Source organism: Mycobacterium appelbergii, from assembly GCF_032883035.1.
In the GTDB taxonomy this organism is placed as follows: domain Bacteria; phylum Actinomycetota; class Actinomycetes; order Mycobacteriales; family Mycobacteriaceae; genus Mycobacterium; species Mycobacterium appelbergii.
The window spans coordinates 183,858-198,402 of record NZ_JAMQTH010000008.1; the positions used below are offsets into that span (position 1 = coordinate 183,858).

Annotated in this window: 16 protein-coding genes; 8 read left to right on the plus strand and 8 right to left on the minus strand. The window is 66.1% G+C overall.

Annotated elements, in window-relative coordinates; all coding sequences use genetic code 11:
• The first annotated feature begins 7 nt into the window (after nt 1–7).
• Nucleotides 8–601 (plus strand): 3-isopropylmalate dehydratase small subunit, encoded by a 594-nt coding sequence (gene leuD, locus M1247_RS19800; protein ID WP_317158086.1) that lies wholly within the window; start codon nt 8–10, stop codon nt 599–601.
• Between the two features lie 204 nt (nt 602–805).
• Nucleotides 806–1,456 carry an HU family DNA-binding protein gene (locus M1247_RS19805; RefSeq protein WP_317158087.1) on the plus strand — a complete coding sequence of 217 codons (651 nt, stop codon included), beginning with the start codon at nt 806–808 and terminating at the stop codon, nt 1,454–1,456.
• 59 nt (nt 1,457–1,515) lie between these two features.
• On the opposite strand, the gene mutT1 is transcribed toward M1247_RS19805, so the two are convergent.
• Genes mutT1 through cofC form a run of 3 tightly spaced genes read right to left on the minus strand, consistent with a single transcriptional unit; the run spans nt 1,516 to nt 5,416 of the window.
• The gene (mutT1, locus tag M1247_RS19810) at nt 1,516–2,457 is read right to left on the minus strand and encodes an 8-oxo-(d)GTP phosphatase MutT1 (RefSeq protein WP_317158088.1); all 942 of its coding nucleotides are present in this window, start codon (nt 2,455–2,457) and stop codon (nt 1,516–1,518) included.
• A gap of 56 nt (nt 2,458–2,513) precedes the next feature.
• Nucleotides 2,514–4,724: an RNA degradosome polyphosphate kinase gene (locus M1247_RS19815; protein ID WP_317158089.1), complete on the minus strand. Its 2,211-nt coding sequence runs from the start codon at nt 4,722–4,724 to the stop codon at nt 2,514–2,516.
• Nucleotides 4,725–4,753: 29 nt separating this feature from the next.
• Nucleotides 4,754–5,416, minus strand: a complete 663-nt coding sequence (gene cofC, locus M1247_RS19820; protein ID WP_410506905.1) for a 2-phospho-L-lactate guanylyltransferase — start codon at nt 5,414–5,416, stop codon at nt 4,754–4,756.
• Between the two features lie 51 nt (nt 5,417–5,467).
• Here cofC and M1247_RS19825 point away from each other — a divergent pair, with 51 nt between their 5' ends.
• The 3 genes from M1247_RS19825 to M1247_RS19835 all read left to right on the plus strand — a co-directional run bounded on the left by M1247_RS19825 (nt 5,468) and on the right by M1247_RS19835 (nt 8,788).
• A complete protein-coding gene (locus tag M1247_RS19825; protein ID WP_458695241.1) occupies nt 5,468–6,466 on the plus strand; it encodes an NAD(P)H-dependent glycerol-3-phosphate dehydrogenase in 999 nt (332 codons plus the stop codon).
• Nucleotides 6,467–6,500: 34 nt separating this feature from the next.
• The gene (locus tag M1247_RS19830) at nt 6,501–7,604 is read left to right on the plus strand and encodes a cystathionine gamma-lyase (protein ID WP_317158090.1); all 1,104 of its coding nucleotides are present in this window, start codon (nt 6,501–6,503) and stop codon (nt 7,602–7,604) included.
• A gap of 62 nt (nt 7,605–7,666) precedes the next feature.
• Complete coding sequence (locus tag M1247_RS19835) at nt 7,667–8,788, plus strand: D-alanine--D-alanine ligase family protein (RefSeq protein ID WP_317158091.1); 1,122 nt, start codon at nt 7,667–7,669, stop codon at nt 8,786–8,788.
• A 38-nt stretch (nt 8,789–8,826) separates the two neighbouring features.
• Here M1247_RS19835 and M1247_RS19840 read toward each other — a convergent pair whose 3' ends face one another.
• Both M1247_RS19840 and M1247_RS19845 read right to left on the minus strand, forming a co-directional pair.
• Nucleotides 8,827–9,432 carry a DUF3515 domain-containing protein gene (locus tag M1247_RS19840; protein ID WP_317158092.1) on the minus strand — a complete coding sequence of 202 codons (606 nt, stop codon included), beginning with the start codon at nt 9,430–9,432 and terminating at the stop codon, nt 8,827–8,829.
• 157 nt (nt 9,433–9,589) lie between these two features.
• Entirely contained in the window at nt 9,590–10,483 is an 894-nt protein-coding gene (locus M1247_RS19845; RefSeq protein WP_317158093.1) for a LysR family transcriptional regulator, read from the minus strand.
• A gap of 94 nt (nt 10,484–10,577) precedes the next feature.
• Here M1247_RS19845 and M1247_RS19850 point away from each other — a divergent pair, with 94 nt between their 5' ends.
• Nucleotides 10,578–11,735, plus strand: coding sequence for an MFS transporter (locus M1247_RS19850; protein WP_317158094.1), 1,158 nt, complete (start codon nt 10,578–10,580; stop codon nt 11,733–11,735).
• On the opposite strand, the gene M1247_RS19855 is transcribed toward M1247_RS19850, so the two are convergent.
• Nucleotides 11,732–11,974, minus strand: a complete 243-nt coding sequence (locus tag M1247_RS19855) for an Lrp/AsnC family transcriptional regulator (RefSeq protein WP_317158095.1) — start codon at nt 11,972–11,974, stop codon at nt 11,732–11,734. The genes M1247_RS19850 and M1247_RS19855 overlap by 4 nt on opposite strands.
• Nucleotides 11,975–12,078: 104 nt before the next feature.
• On the opposite strand from M1247_RS19855, the gene M1247_RS19860 reads away from it, so the two are divergent.
• Both M1247_RS19860 and M1247_RS19865 read left to right on the plus strand, forming a co-directional pair.
• On the plus strand, nt 12,079–13,050 hold the full coding sequence (locus M1247_RS19860) for a thiamine-phosphate kinase (protein WP_317158096.1): 972 nt from the start codon (nt 12,079–12,081) through the stop codon (nt 13,048–13,050).
• Between the two features lie 25 nt (nt 13,051–13,075).
• Nucleotides 13,076–13,759: a uracil-DNA glycosylase gene (locus tag M1247_RS19865; RefSeq protein WP_317158097.1), complete on the plus strand. Its 684-nt coding sequence runs from the start codon at nt 13,076–13,078 to the stop codon at nt 13,757–13,759.
• A gap of 14 nt (nt 13,760–13,773) precedes the next feature.
• On the opposite strand, the gene M1247_RS19870 is transcribed toward M1247_RS19865, so the two are convergent.
• Both M1247_RS19870 and rpmB read right to left on the minus strand, forming a co-directional pair.
• The gene (locus M1247_RS19870) at nt 13,774–14,127 is read right to left on the minus strand and encodes a hypothetical protein (RefSeq protein ID WP_317158098.1); all 354 of its coding nucleotides are present in this window, start codon (nt 14,125–14,127) and stop codon (nt 13,774–13,776) included.
• Between the two features lie 85 nt (nt 14,128–14,212).
• Nucleotides 14,213–14,407, minus strand: a complete 195-nt coding sequence (gene rpmB, locus M1247_RS19875; RefSeq protein WP_317158099.1) for a 50S ribosomal protein L28 — start codon at nt 14,405–14,407, stop codon at nt 14,213–14,215.
• Nucleotides 14,408–14,545 lie beyond the last annotated feature (138 nt).

Consider the following 14,545-nt stretch of genomic DNA (forward strand, 5'->3'; position numbering starts at 1 on the left):
GTTAACAATGGAAGCTTTTCAGACCCACACCGGCATCGGCGTCCCGCTGCGGCGGTCCAATGTCGACACCGACCAGATCATTCCTGCGGTCTATTTGAAGCGCGTCACCCGAACGGGTTTCGAGGACGGCCTGTTCGCCGCCTGGCGCAATGATCCGTCTTTCGTATTGAATCTGGCGCCATTCGACAAAGGCTCCGTGTTGGTCGCCGGGCCGGATTTCGGCACCGGTTCCTCACGCGAGCATGCCGTCTGGGCACTGATGGACTACGGATTCAGGGTGGTCATCTCATCGCGATTCGCCGATATTTTTCGGGGAAACGCGGGCAAAGCCGGGCTATTGGCCGCCGAGGTGGCTCAGGATGACGTAGAACTTCTGTGGAAGCTCATTGAGCAGAATCCGGGCTTGGAAATCACTGTGAATCTTCAAGATCGAAACGTGACCGCCGGAACGGTTGTGGTGCCGTTCAGGATTGACGATTACACCGCATGGCGCCTGCTCGAGGGACTCGACGATATAGGCCTTACGCTGCGGAAACTGTCGTCGATCGAGTCCTATGAGCAGCGCAGGCCGGACTGGAAGCCGCGTACCTTACCGGCCTGATTTCGGGCCCCTGGCGACCCGAATTCACCGCCTATCAAACCGGTTCTGGACCCTCCCGGTAGGAGCCCAAGGGGGGCAACCAGATTGCCCGAATGTTCGCTAGCTACGCCTGAAATTGCGCGTGGCTCTTGGAAATCAGTGGTCATAGGGTTTACCGTGTCCTCTAGTCGGTCCAAAGAGGACCACTGGTTTCGGAGGTTTTGCATGAACAAAGCGGAGCTCATCGACGTACTCACAACCAAACTGGGCACCGATCGTCGGCAGGCTACCGCCGCGGTGGAGAACGTTGTCGACACCATCGTGCGCGCGGTGCACAAGGGTGACAGTGTCACGATCACCGGGTTCGGCGTTTTCGAGCAGCGCCGCCGCGCTGCTCGGGTCGCCCGCAACCCGCGCACCGGTGAAACGGTGAAGGTCAAGCCCACCTCGGTGCCTGCGTTCCGGCCCGGTGCACAGTTCAAGGCGGTTGTTTCTGGGGCGCAGCGCCTCCCGTCTGACGGCCCGGCCGTCAAGCGTGGCGTTACCGCAGGCCCGGCCAAGCGGACTGCCGCGAAGAAGGCTCCGGCCAAGAAGGCCGCCGCCGCCAAGAAGGCCGCTGTCAAGAAGGCTCCGGCCAAGAAGGCAGCGACCAAGGCTCCTGCCAAGAAGGCCGCTGTCAAGAAGGCTCCGGCCAAGAAGGCCGCGACCAAGGCTCCTGCCAAGAAGGCCGCTGTCAAGAAGGCTCCGGCCAAGAAGGCAGCGACCAAGGCTCCCGCCAAGAAGGCAGCGACCAAGGCTCCCGCCAAGAAGGCTGCCACCAAGGCTCCTGCCAAGAAGGCCGCCAAGAAGGCACCGGCCAAGAAGGGCCGCAAGTAGATTCCAGTCAGGCACGCCGTGAGCCGTATGGACTCACGGCGTGCCTTTCTGTGCGGCGGCTATTTCTCCTTGGCCAAGGGACTGCAGATGTGATCGGCCGAGATCAGGCGGCCCTGCGACAGTGACAGCACCCAGGTGCTGCCCTTGCGGTTGCCCGTCGTCTCCGGGCGCACGTGTGCCCGGTCGCACCACCATGCGATGAGATCGGGTATCACCTTGCCCTGCGTGCAAATCACCGGGATGCCGGGATGCGCGGCAATATCGAGCACCCGGTTGCGGGCGGCCTTGTGGTCGGAGGTGTAGCCCTCCTCGGTGAGCAGAGGCTCGTTGCGGATGTCGACTCCGAGTTCTTCGGCCAAAGGTATGAGCGTCTGGTGGCAGCGCACGCGATCGGCGGCATGCAGTGTGGTGGCACCGAAGGCAAGCAGTTGTCCGACGAGTGATTCCGCCTGTGCCCGGCCGTGCTTGTCCAGCGGGCGCAAGCTGTCATCGCCCTTGTAGTGCGAGCGGCTGCCTGCGGACCCGTGCCGGACGATCAGCACGGTCTTGGTATCAGGCGGTTGTTTTGCAAAGCGGTGCAACACTTTTCGATCGTGTGGATACTGCAGCTGATCCATGGCGGCCTCGACGGGCAGCCAGATGAGCTTGTCCACTTCCGAGTTCGGGCTGAAGTCCCCTGCGGTTGCCTGCGCCGCCCAGTACCAGACTTGCTTGGTTCCCTGGGGCAGGTCGTAGGTGACCGAGCCCAGCCGGCGCCCGAGTCGGGCGGTGTAGCCCGTTTCCTCGTGCACCTCGCGGGCCGCGGTGACCGGCTCGGTCTCACCAGGGTCGACCTTGCCCTTGGGCAGCGACCAGTCGTCGTAGCGCGGCCGGTGAACGATGGCCACCTCGATGGCGGCCGGATCACCGATCAGGTCACCGCTGCTGCGCCACAAGACCGCACCGGCGGCCGGCACCACCGGATTCGCCGGATTCGCGGCCGGTTTGTTGCTGTTCGACACCTCTACTCCTGCAGGTCATTCGCCGGTTTGGGCCGCCAGCCGGTACTCGACCCGGTTCAGGGATGCCGGTGGAGTTCCATGAGCGATACCTGGTGGTCGCGTACCGTCTGGCCTTCCTGGGGTAACGCCGTCCAATGACCGTCGTGTTGGAGTTCCCAACAGCGGGTGGCCGGGTCCATCGCTGACTCGAACACATCATTGAGTTGTGCGGTCAGCCGTGGATCCTTCACCTGAGCCATCACTTCGACACGTCTGTCCAGATTACGATGCATCATGTCGGCGCTTCCGATCCAGAACTCGTCGATGGCGCGGAAGTGAATAATTCGTGAGTGCTCGAGGAATCGCCCGAGGATCGAGCGCACGGTGATGTTCTCGGAATAGCCGGCCACCCCCGGGCGCAGCGCACAGATCCCGCGGACCACGACCTCGACGGGCACCCCGGCCTGTGCCGCCCGATACAGCGCGTCGATGACCTGTTCGTCGACCAGAGCGTTGGCCTTCAACCGGATCCGCGCCTCGGCGCCACCCCGGTGTGCGGCGATCTCGCGCTCGATGCGTTCGACGATGCCCCTGCGCACGCTGTGCGGCGCCACCAACAAATTGCGGTAGGACACCTTGCGGGAGTAACCGGTCAGCGAATTGAACAGATCGGTCAGGTCGGCGCCGATATCGGGTGAGGCAGTAAGCAGACCCACATCCTCATACAGGCGGGCCGTTTTCGGGTTGTAGTTGCCGGTGCCGATATGGCAGTAGCGGCGGATCGTCGAACCCTCACGCCGGACGACCAGACACGTCTTGCAGTGGGTCTTCAACCCGATCAGCCCGTACACCACGTGCACGCCTGCCTTTTCCAGCGCACGAGCCCATTTGATGTTGGCCTGCTCGTCGAAGCGGGCCTTGATCTCCACCAGGGCAACCACCTGCTTGCCTGCCTCGGCGGCATCGATGAGGGCATTGACGATAGGGGAGTCGCCCGAGGTGCGGTACAACGTCTGTTTGATTGCCAGCACATTCGGGTCGGCGGCGGCCTGTTCGATGAAGCGCTGCACCGTCGTCGAGAACGAGTCGTACGGGTGGTGCACCAGGACATCCCCGTCACGCAGCGTCGAGAAAATGCTCTTGGGCGTTTCGCGTTCGCCGAAGGCCGGTGGCGTCGCAGGCACGAACGGCCGGTCCTTCAGCGCAGGCCGGTCCACGCTGTAGATCTGCCACAAGGCCGAGAGATCGAGCAGGCCGGGCACCTCGATGACATCGCCAGGTGCCACGTCGAGTTCGCGCAGCAGCAGCTCAAGCATGCTCTCGGTCATGTCGTCGGAAACTTCCAACCGGACCGGAGAACCGAAGCGGCGGCGGGCGAGTTCGCGTTCCAGTGCCTGCAGCAGATCTTCGTCGCGGTCCTCCTCGACCTCGAAATCCGCGTTGCGGGTGATGCGGAACGCATGGTGCTCGACGACCTCCAGACCCGGGAACAACACGGGGAGGAAAGCCGCGATGAATTCCTCCATCGGGAGGAACCGCACGGCATCGGATCCGTCGGCAGGTGCACCGAGTTCGACAAACCGGTCCACGTTGTCAGGCACCTTGATACGGGCAAAATGCTGTCCGCCGTCGTCGGGTGCCTTGACGGTGATCGCCAGATTCAGGCTCAATCCACTCACAAACGGGAACGGATGGGCCGGATCCACCGCCAGCGGGGTGAGCACCGGGAAGACCTGCTCGTGGAAGTAGGCCGAGAGCTTCTCACGTTCGGCGGCATCGAGTTCGCCCCACGTGACGATGACCACGCCCTCCGCGGCCAGTGCCGGGCGCACCGAATTCAGGAACACGCTGGCATGGCGGTTGGCGATCTGTTGGCTGCGCTCATTGATCCGACGCAACTGCTCGCGCGGGGACAATCCGTCCGCGGACCGCACGGAAAGTCCCATCTCGTCGCGACGTTTGAGCCCCGCGACACGGACCATGTAGAACTCGTCGAGATTTGAAGCGAAGATCGCGAGGAATTTCAACCGCTCCAGCAAGGGCAGTGACTGGTCGGCGGCCAGGGCCAGTACCCGGGCATTGAAGTCCAGCCAGCTCAGTTCTCTGTTGAGGTAGCGATCCTCGGGCAACGCGTCCTCGATCGCCGGCGCGGTGGCAGCCGGCGGGGCTTCCGGTGTGGAGTCGGAACCGGCCGCTGCCGCCCGCCTGGCCGAGGTGCCGTCACGGTGGGTGTCGTCGGGCCTGATCACAGGCTCGGCTTCGGTGGCTTCGCTCACCTGACCGATCATCCCCTATCTGGGCGCACTCCTGCCACCCGCTAACGGTGCTGGGCAATCACCCGGGACGTGGCGGGCCCGACACCGAGACGCCGGGCCGTCAGTAGATCGTCGGGTGTGTCGATATCGCAGCGCAGGCCTGGCCAGGCCCCGGTCAGCTCGATCGCACCGGAGTTTCGGTGCCGCGCAGCCGAATCTGCCCCGAATTCCGGTTGCAACGGAACTGCGAACGAGAACAGCGCGGAGGTGCCGGTGCCGTGCCGGTCCCCGACGAAGCTGCGTTGGTAGCCCTGGGCTGCGGCCAGCGCCTCGGCCAGCTCCTGGGATTGCAGAGCGGGCAGGTCACCTTGCAGAACAACGATATTCGGTGTGGAGGTGCGCAGTTCGGTCTCGGCTGTGCCGATCGCGTTGTTCAACGGGTTCCGGTGCCCGGCCGGAGTCGGGTCGGCGATGACGCGCGCGCCGAGTTGCCGTGCGGTGTCCGCGGCGACATCGTCGGGGGTGACGACGGTCACCGGGGCAACCGCGGACGCCGAGGTGATCGTGTCGACGAGCATCGCCAAAACGACCGACTCCCGGGTGGCCGCCGAGAAGATCGGCGCCAAGCGGGTCTTGGCTGCAGTCAGCCGTTTGACGGCGATGACCAGTGCAACGTCAGCACCCGACATCGACGCTGCCTGTTCTCGTGCCACGCATACAGCCATCCTGCCAGCCGGTGGAGTCGAGCGGCCGAGCGCCCGCGTTAGGGTGATGCCGTGGTGGAAGCTGCGGTCATGGGAGCCGGTGCGTGGGGAACGGCGCTGGCCAAGGTTCTGGCGGACGCGGGTAACCCGGTGACGATGTGGGCCCGCCGCGTCGAGGTTGCCGACGAGATCAACGCCGACCACCGCAACCGTGCCTATCTCGGCGACATTGCGCTGCCGTCGACGATCCGAGCGACGAGCGACCCGGCCCAGGCACTGGCCGGTGCCTGCACCGTATTGCTGGCCGTGCCGGCCCAGCAGCTGCGGTCCAATCTCGATGGCTGGAAACACCTGATCGGCGACGACGTCACCCTCGTCAGCCTGGCCAAGGGGATCGAACTGGAGTCATTGATGCGGATGAGTCAGGTCATCGTCCAGGTCACCGGCGCCGACCCCGGCCGCATCGGTGTGGTGACAGGCCCGAACCTGGCCAGCGAGATCGCCGATCAGCAACCCGCCGCCACCGTCGTGGCCTGCAGCGATTCGGGGCGGGCGGTAGCGCTGCAACGCGCGCTGTCCACCGGATACTTCCGCCCGTACACCAACTCCGATGTGATCGGAGCCGAAGTGGGCGGCGCCTGCAAGAACGTCATCGCGCTGGCCTGCGGGATGGCGGTCGGTGTCGGGCTGGGGGAGAACACGATCGCCGCCATCATCACCCGTGGACTGGCCGAGATCATGCGGTTGGGCATCGCCTTGGGTGCGAAACCCGCCACACTCGCCGGACTCGCCGGAGTGGGCGATCTCGTCGCGACCTGTACCTCACCGCACTCGCGGAATCGCAGCTTCGGCGAGCGGCTCGGCAAGGGCGGCACCATGGAGTCGGCCCGCAGTGCCGCCGGTGGTCACGTCGCGGAGGGAGTGTCGTCGTGTGAATCGGTGCTGGCGCTGGCCTCCAGCTACGACGTCGAGATGCCGCTGACCGATGCGGTGCACCGGGTCTGCCACAAGAGCCTGTCGGTCGACGAGGCGGTCGCAGGGTTGTTGGGCCGCAGTACCAAACCGGAGTAGGCGCTCGCCCCGGACGCGAAGAGGAGAATCGAATATGGACGGCACATATGGTGATTCCACCCGCAGCGTCAAAGCCGTTGGTTCGGAATCGATCCCGGGTCAGCCCGTGGCGCCTGTGCCAATTCCCGCGTCGACGTTTCATCTCTCACCCGACGAGGCCGAAGGGCTGGACAGTTACGGTCGCAGCTCCAACCCGTCCTGGCGGCAGTTGGAAGCGGCGCTGGCCGAGTTGGAGGGGGCCGCAACGGCCCTGACCTTCGGTTCCGGGATGGCGGCGATCACCTCGGTGTTGCGCGTGCTGGCCAAACCGGGTACGACACTGGTCGTCCCGGCCGACGGTTACTATCAAGTCCGTCGGTACGCCGCGGAATACCTTGCTGCGCAGGGGGTAACGGTCATCGAAGCCGGCACTGCCGAAATCTGCGAGGCGGCGCAGGGCGCCGATGTGGTGTTGGCCGAAACCCCGGCCAATCCCGGCCTGGATGTGGTCGACCTGCACCGGCTCGCGATGACGTGCCGAGGCCGGCGGGCCACCCTCGTCGTCGACAACACCACCGCCACCCCGCTAGGGCAGCAACCGCTGTCGCTGGGTGCCGACATCGTGGTCGCCAGCGCCACCAAATCTCTTGCCGGACATAGTGATCTGGTTGCCGGCTATGTGGCGGGCAGTCAGCTTGAACTGATGGCGGCCGTCGAGTCGGACCGGCTGCTGTCGGGGCCGATCCTGGGCGCGTTCGAGGCGTGGCTGGTGCTGCGCAGTCTGGGCAGCGCCGGCCTGCGATTCGAACGGCAGTGCCAGAACGCACACGCGCTCGCGGTGATGCTGCGCGGTCACCCGGCGGTGGTGTCGGTGCGCTATCCCGGCCTGCCGGAGGATCCGGCGCACGAAGTGGCCTCCGCTCAGATGAAACGGTTCGGCGGTCTGGTGGCGGTCGAGCTGGCCGACGCGGATGCCGTGCACGGTCTGGTCGAACGCAGTGAGTTGCTGATCGCCTCGACGAGCTTCGGTGGCATACACACCTCGGTCGACCGGCGGGCGCGCTGGGGTGATCCCGTCCCCGCGGGGTTCGCCCGAATCTCGGCCGGCATCGAGGACACCGATGACCTGCTCTTCGACGTGGAGCAGGCGCTGACGTAGAAAGCGCAGCTCATGATGCGCCGAAGTGTCGGGACGGGACCAGACTGTAACCTCTCTAGGTTGTGACCGCCCGCAATCAGACCGGAGCCCGTATCCGCGTCGCCGTCGTCTACGGCGGACGTAGCTCCGAACACGCGATTTCCTGTGTGTCGGCGGGCAGCATCCTGCGCAACCTCGACCCGGAGCGATTCGAGGTGGTGGCAGTCGGAATCACCCCGGACGGATCCTGGATGTTGACCGACGGCCGGCCGGAGACGTTGGCGATCACCGACGGGCAGCTGCCGGAGGTCACCGAGGCATCCGGCGAGGAGTTGGCCCTCTCCGCCGACCCGGGCCGCAGCGGTCAGCTGCTGTCGCTGGGCAGCGGTCCTGCCGAGGTCCTTGCCGCCGTCGACGTGGTGTTCCCCGTGTTGCACGGGCCGTACGGCGAGGACGGCACCATCCAGGGTCTGCTGGAACTGGCCGGGGTGCCTTACGTGGGGTCGGGCGTCTTGTCCAGCGCGGCAGGCATGGACAAGGAATTCACCAAGAAGCTGCTGGCCGCCGAAGGGCTGCCGATCGGCGACCAGGTGGTGCTGCGCCCGAAAGACGCCACCGTCACCCTGGACGATCGTGAACGGCTCGGCCTGCCGGTGTTCGTGAAACCCGCCCGTGGTGGGTCTTCGATCGGAGTCAGCCGGGTCACTGCCTGGGATGAGCTTGCCGCAGCGATCGAGCTGGCCCGCCGACATGACCCGAAGGTCATCGTCGAGGCCGCCGTGCCCGGTCGTGAGCTGGAATGCGGTGTGCTCGAAATGCCCAACGGGACAATCGAGGCCAGCACCGTAGGCGAGATCCGGGTGGCCGGAGTACGCGGCCGGGAAGACGGCTTCTACGACTTCGCCACGAAGTATCTTGTCGATGCCGCGGAGCTGGACGTGCCCGCCAAGATCGACGACGACATCGCCAACGAGGTACGTCGACTCGCCGTGGCTGCCTTCACTGCGATCGATGGCCAGGGTCTGGCCCGCGTGGACTTCTTCCTGACCGACGATGGGCCCGTGATCAACGAGATCAACACCATGCCCGGGTTCACCACGATCTCGATGTTCCCGCGGATGTGGGCGGCCAGCGGTATTGACTATGCGACCCTGCTGGCAACCATGGTCGACACCGCGTTGGCCCGCGGTACCGGGTTGCGCTGAGCGCAACGGGTTCAGCGCACGCGAGGAGCGAAACAGCTTCAGCGCGCGGGCGCCGGGTCCAGTGGCCGTGCCGGCATGACGCGGGCGATCTGGGTGGAAAGCTGTTGAATCGGTGTCGGTCCTGATCCGGCGGGCAGGGTGAGTGCGACATATACCGGTCGGTCCACCGCGTACCAGGTGCTACGGCCCTGCGCTTCGCCCACAGGGTTTTCACCCGCCCCCGCTTCGCCCACAGGGTTTTCCCCCGCCCCTGCTTCGCCCACCCGGAACCACTGAACCGCATCCACCAACTGCAACGGTGCACCGACGACGAAGTCGCCCGGTCGTTCCAGGCCGCAGCGCAGAATGACGGGCTCGCTGTCCGCCTCGGCCTGCCACGCCGCTGTGCCCGTCGGATTGGGCTCGACGGTCTGCGCGCGGCGGAAATCGCCGAGTTGCTCCGGCAGGGCACCGATCAGGGCGTGGCATTCCGGGCTGTCGGCCCGGGGGGCGGGGACCGACGAGATCGCCACCGGTTCTTTCTGCGGCGACTGCTGGCGCACCGCGGCGATACCCAGCACGGTGATCAACGCGCAGACCGCAACCACGACTGCTGCGATCAGCAGTGTGCGTGGAGGTCCGTCGTTGCTCTGCGGGTCGGTCACGCCCTCAACTCTAGGGCCCGTCGAAAAAACCAGGTTCAGTGCTGCCCCCAGGTGCTGTTGACCGCGCACAACAAATCGGCCCGGGCGATCGGGTCCTTCGCGTCCGCTCAGAACATAAAGTCAGATCCGTTGGGCACGTTGATATTTGAATCGGCAATCACTGTGGGGACGCCGCACCGCTCCATGCTTTCCGGATCTCGGTGAGAACGACCCCGGTGGCGGGGCCGAGATGGCGACGCGGGTGGGTGAGGGCGAACACCTCGCAGGCGGGTAGGTGCGGCCCGGCGATCACCTGCAGGGTGCCGTCGCGGAGCTCGGCATCGGTGGCCAGGGCGGGCAGAGTGGTCCAGCCGAGACCGGCGGCCACGCAGCGTTTGATCGCCTCGATGCTGCCGAAACGTGAGCACCGGCCCGTCGCCGATCCGGTGGCTGCGAGTCGGTCCGAGACCACATCGCTGTAGCCACAGCCTTCCTCGACGAGCAGCACGTCACGGCGGGCCAGATCGCTCCAGGTCGCCTCGGCGGTGCCTATCGTCGGCTGCTCCAGGAATACCAGCGGTTCGGCGCCGAGTCGCTCGACGGTGAGGTTCGTGGGTGGCAGACGAGGCTCCATCGTCAGAGCGATATCGACCGTGGCGCGACTGACGGCGTCCAGGGACATTCCGATGCCCCCGGGGCTGACCCACACCTGCACCAGCGGCTCGACCGCGCGGACGGCGCTGACGATCGCCGGGAGACGGTATGTGCACAGGGATTCCGGCGCCATGACGCGGACAGTCCCCGCGGGGCGTTGGGTCCGCTCGACCGGAAGGGCGCGGATGCGGTCCTCTGTGGCGAGCATGGCTTCTGCCAATGGGACCAACCGTGAGCCGAGGTCGGTGGTTTGCACGCCGTGCGGCAGACGATCCAGCACGCGACGGCCCATCTGGCGTTCCAGCTTCTGAACGTGGCTGGTGACCGTGGACTGGGTGAAGCCGAGTTCCAGTGCGGCCTCGGTGAAGCTCCCCGCGTGCGCGACGCTCAGGAAACTGCGCAACAGCCTCGTGTCCACTGGTGTCTCGTCCTCGCCGCTATTGCAATCCTCGATATGGCTGATCGAACTTCATTGTTAGACACGATAGCCCTCGTGGCTGACAGTGGAAATCATGGGCGACGGATGCGATACGACCGACCGCGAGCAGGCCGGCCGGACGGCAGTCGCGCTGGTCGCGTTGTTGGGCGTCACGTTTCTGGCGTTCGTCAACTACGCCGCGTTGCTGCCCGTGGTGCCGATGTGGGCCGTTCTGGGCGGTGCAACCGACGTCGCAGTCGGTGTCACCACCGGTGCGATGATGGCCGCCACCGTCCTTACTCAGATGGCAATGCTCCGGCTGTCGAGAACAGTCCGGCTGCGGAGCCTGATGCTGGCCGGTCTGCTCCTCCTGGGCGCACCGACTCCGCTGTACCTGCTGTCGACTGACTTCGCGCCGATCATGGCGATCACGATCCTGCGCGGTATCGGATTCGCGTTCATGGTCACCGCCGGCGCCACCCTCGTCGGCACTCTCGCCGGTACAGGCCGACTTGCGTCCTCCGCGTCGTGGTACGGGGTGGCGGCGGCGTTGCCGAACATCGGGGCGCTGGCAGGTGGTGTGTGGGCTACCGAAGCACTGGGGTACGCACTGGTCTTCTGGGCCTCTGGAGCTGCGTGCATTGCGGCCGCGTTCATCGCCTGGTCGCTGCCGAACCATCGAAGCACGTTCCGGCTCGGGAACGTCGCACTCACGCGCCGAATAGCCCTGCCACTCATTCTGTTCGCCTTGACCGCTGGGGCGTTCGGTGCGGTCACGACATTCCTGGCATTGTCCGGTCCGACCGCGAGCGTGTCGGCAACGGCGTTGCTCGCTGCATCCACTGCACTCGTCGCGGGCCGGTTGCTCGCCGGCTACGTCGGAGACCGCCGCAAGGCCGCACCCCTGCTGTTCATCGCTGTCATCGTCGCCGCGTGCGGCGTGGGCCAGATCGGGTTGTCGTTGGACGGGCATCCGGTATGGCTGATCGCCGGGGCGTCGTTGCTCGGTGCGGGCTTCGGGGCCAGCCAGAACGATTCCTTCGTCGCCACCGTTGAGCGACTCGGGCGCGACAACAGCGGCACCGCCAGCACGATCTGGAACGCGACCTACGACGGAGGGCTTGGCGCCGGCGCCGTTGCCCTAGGTGGGGCAATCGGTTACTTGGGGTATGACCGCGCGTTCTTGGCCATGGCAGCCGCGATGATCGCCACCATCGTCGTGGCACCCCGTTCGATCTGGAAACAGGGCTAAGGCTGTGCCCCGCCGGCGATCGGGCAAGTGAGGGTACGGGTGATCCCGGCGATCTGCTGCACCGTCGGAACCACATCGGCCCGCAGCGCGTCCAGTGTTTCGGCGGCGATGCGCAGGACGACATCGTAGGGACCGGTCACGTACTCGGCCGACCGCACGCCGGGCAGGGTGGCCAACTGTTTGGCGACGACCTCGGCGCGACCCACCTCGGTCTGGATCAGCACGTAAGCCTCAACCACCTGCTGTCTCCTCCGTGTCGCTGCATAGACTCCTCGCCGCAGGGCATAAACGTACCGCAGGGCTTTCCAGTGTTCACGGCGCCGCGGGAACCGGCAGGAGGCATATGGCCGACGAGAAATCCGCCGACACAGGCCGCGACACCCTCGCTACGGCGGGCGAGTTCGACGTCATCGACCGGCTGATGGCCGGGCGTGTGCAACCGGACGCGGTCGCCCTGGGTCCGGGTGATGACGCCGCAGTGGTGCTGGCCGGTGACGGCCGGACAGCGGTGTCCACCGACATGTTGGTACAGGGGCGGCATTTCCGGCTCGACTGGTCGACACCACACGATGTCGGGCGAAAAGCGATCGCGCAGAACGCGGCTGACATCGAGGCGATGGGGGGCCGGGCCACCGCATTCGTCGTGGCACTGGGCGCACCTGCGGAAACCGCCACCGCCGCAGCGGTTGAGCTCGCCGACGGACTGTGGGAAGAGGCGGCACGGCTGGGTGCGGGCATTGTCGGCGGTGACCTGGTGCATGCGCCGGTATGGGTGGTATCGGTCACCGTGCTGGGGGATCTCGATGGCCGCGCGCCGGTGCGACGCGATGGAGCTCGCGCCGGTGACACCGTGGCGGTGGTAGGCGATTTGGGTCGGTCTGCGGCGGGGTATTCCTTGTGGAACAAAGGAATTGACCAATATGCCGACCTTCGGCGTCGGCACCTGGTTCCTGAACCGCCGTACGGCCAGGGGGCTGTTGCCGCTGAAGCGGGCGCGACCGCGATGACCGACGTTTCCGACGGCCTGCTGGCCGACCTCGGCCACATCGCCACGGCGTCGGGTGTCACGATCGACCTGTCCAGTGATGCGCTGGGCGGCGATTGCGCGGCGGTCGCCCAGGCGGCTGCGGCGGTGGGCGTCGACACCCTTGACTGGGTGCTGGGCGGTGGCGAGGACCATGCGCTGGTCGCGACCTTCCCGGAGGGGCCACCGCCCGGCTGGCGGGTGATCGGCCGGGTCGTGGCGGGCCCGGCACAGGTGTTGGTCGACGGCGCCCGGTGGACGGGAAACCCGGGATGGCAGTCGTTCGACTAAACGGCTCAGACTAAGTTGGCATTTCGTGACTGCACGTCCGCTGAACGAACTCGTTGACGATGGCTGGGCCCGCGCGCTGGAACCGGTGGCTCCTCAGGTGGCCCAGATGGGCGAATTCCTGCGCGAAGAACTGGCCGCCGGCAGGCGTTATCTACCTGCTGGAGAAAACATTCTGCGCGCCTTCAGCTTTCCGTTCGATCAGGTGCGGGTGCTGATCGTCGGACAAGACCCGTATCCGACACCGGGGCACGCGGTCGGGTTGAGCTTTTCGGTCGCCCCCGACGTGCGTCCGCTCCCACGCAGTCTGTCCAACATCTTCAGCGAGTACAGCCAGGATCTCGGTCATCCACAGCCCGGTACCGGCGACCTGACGCCCTGGGCGGAACGGGGCGTGCTGCTCCTCAACAGGGTCCTCACGGTGGCGCCGGGCACCCCGGCGTCGCATCGTGGAAAGGGCTGGGAGGCGGTCACCGAGTGTGCGATACGGGCATTGGTGGCCCGCAAGCAGCCGATGGTGGCGGTGCTGTGGGGGCGGGACGCATCCACCCTCAAGCCGATGCTGGCCGAAGGAGAATGCGCGATGATCGAATCACCGCACCCCTCGCCGCTTTCCGCGTCGCGCGGGTTCTTCGGATCCCGACCGTTCAGCCGCGCAAACGAACTGCTCGGGCAGTTGGGCGCCGACCCGATCGACTGGCAGTTGCCCTGACGAATCGTCCCGGCTCAGGAGCCTGGGATCGCCGGTGGTGCCGGGATGGCGGGCGGTGCCGGGATGGCCGGGGGCGCGGGGATGGCGGGCGGTGACGGGATCGCCGGCGGCGACGGAATTTCGATCGTCGCGTCCCCGCCGCCATCGGTCGCCGGCGGGGATTCAGCCGGCGGTGAGGCGGGTGCGGGGGAGGGCACGGTGGTTTCGATGACCGTGGTCTCGGTGGTGACCGAGGTGGTCGTGTCCGACGTCGTCGACGTGGACTCGTCTCCGGAGTTGCCGCCGCCACAGGCGGTCAACAATGAACCGGCCGCTAGGCAGGCCGCGAAGCCGTACAGGGGTAAACGGGTGATGCGACGAGGGCTCATGCCGACAGGACGTACCCCGCCGTGCCGTCAGTCAAACAACAGCGCAAGCGCTCAGCCGTGCCGGTCTTCGTCTTCGCGCAAGCGCTCAGCCGCGCGAGACCTTGCCGGCCTTGATGCACGACGTGCACGCATTGACGCGCTGCTTGTTGCCGCCCGGGCGGGACACGGCGCGCACCGGCTGGATGTTCGGATTCCAGCGCCGACTCGTCCGCCGATGCGAATGGGACACCGACTTGCCAAAGCCGGGGCCTTTCCCGCAGATATCGCACACGGCAGCCATATCAACAACTCCTTGAATCAGTACTTGGGGGTCTGGGCCTGTTCACCGCAAACCGACACGGCTCGACCCGACAACCTGACCAGGATACCGGCAGGCCAGGCTATCGCCAAAACCGCCCGTGAACTCCCCATCAGGTTA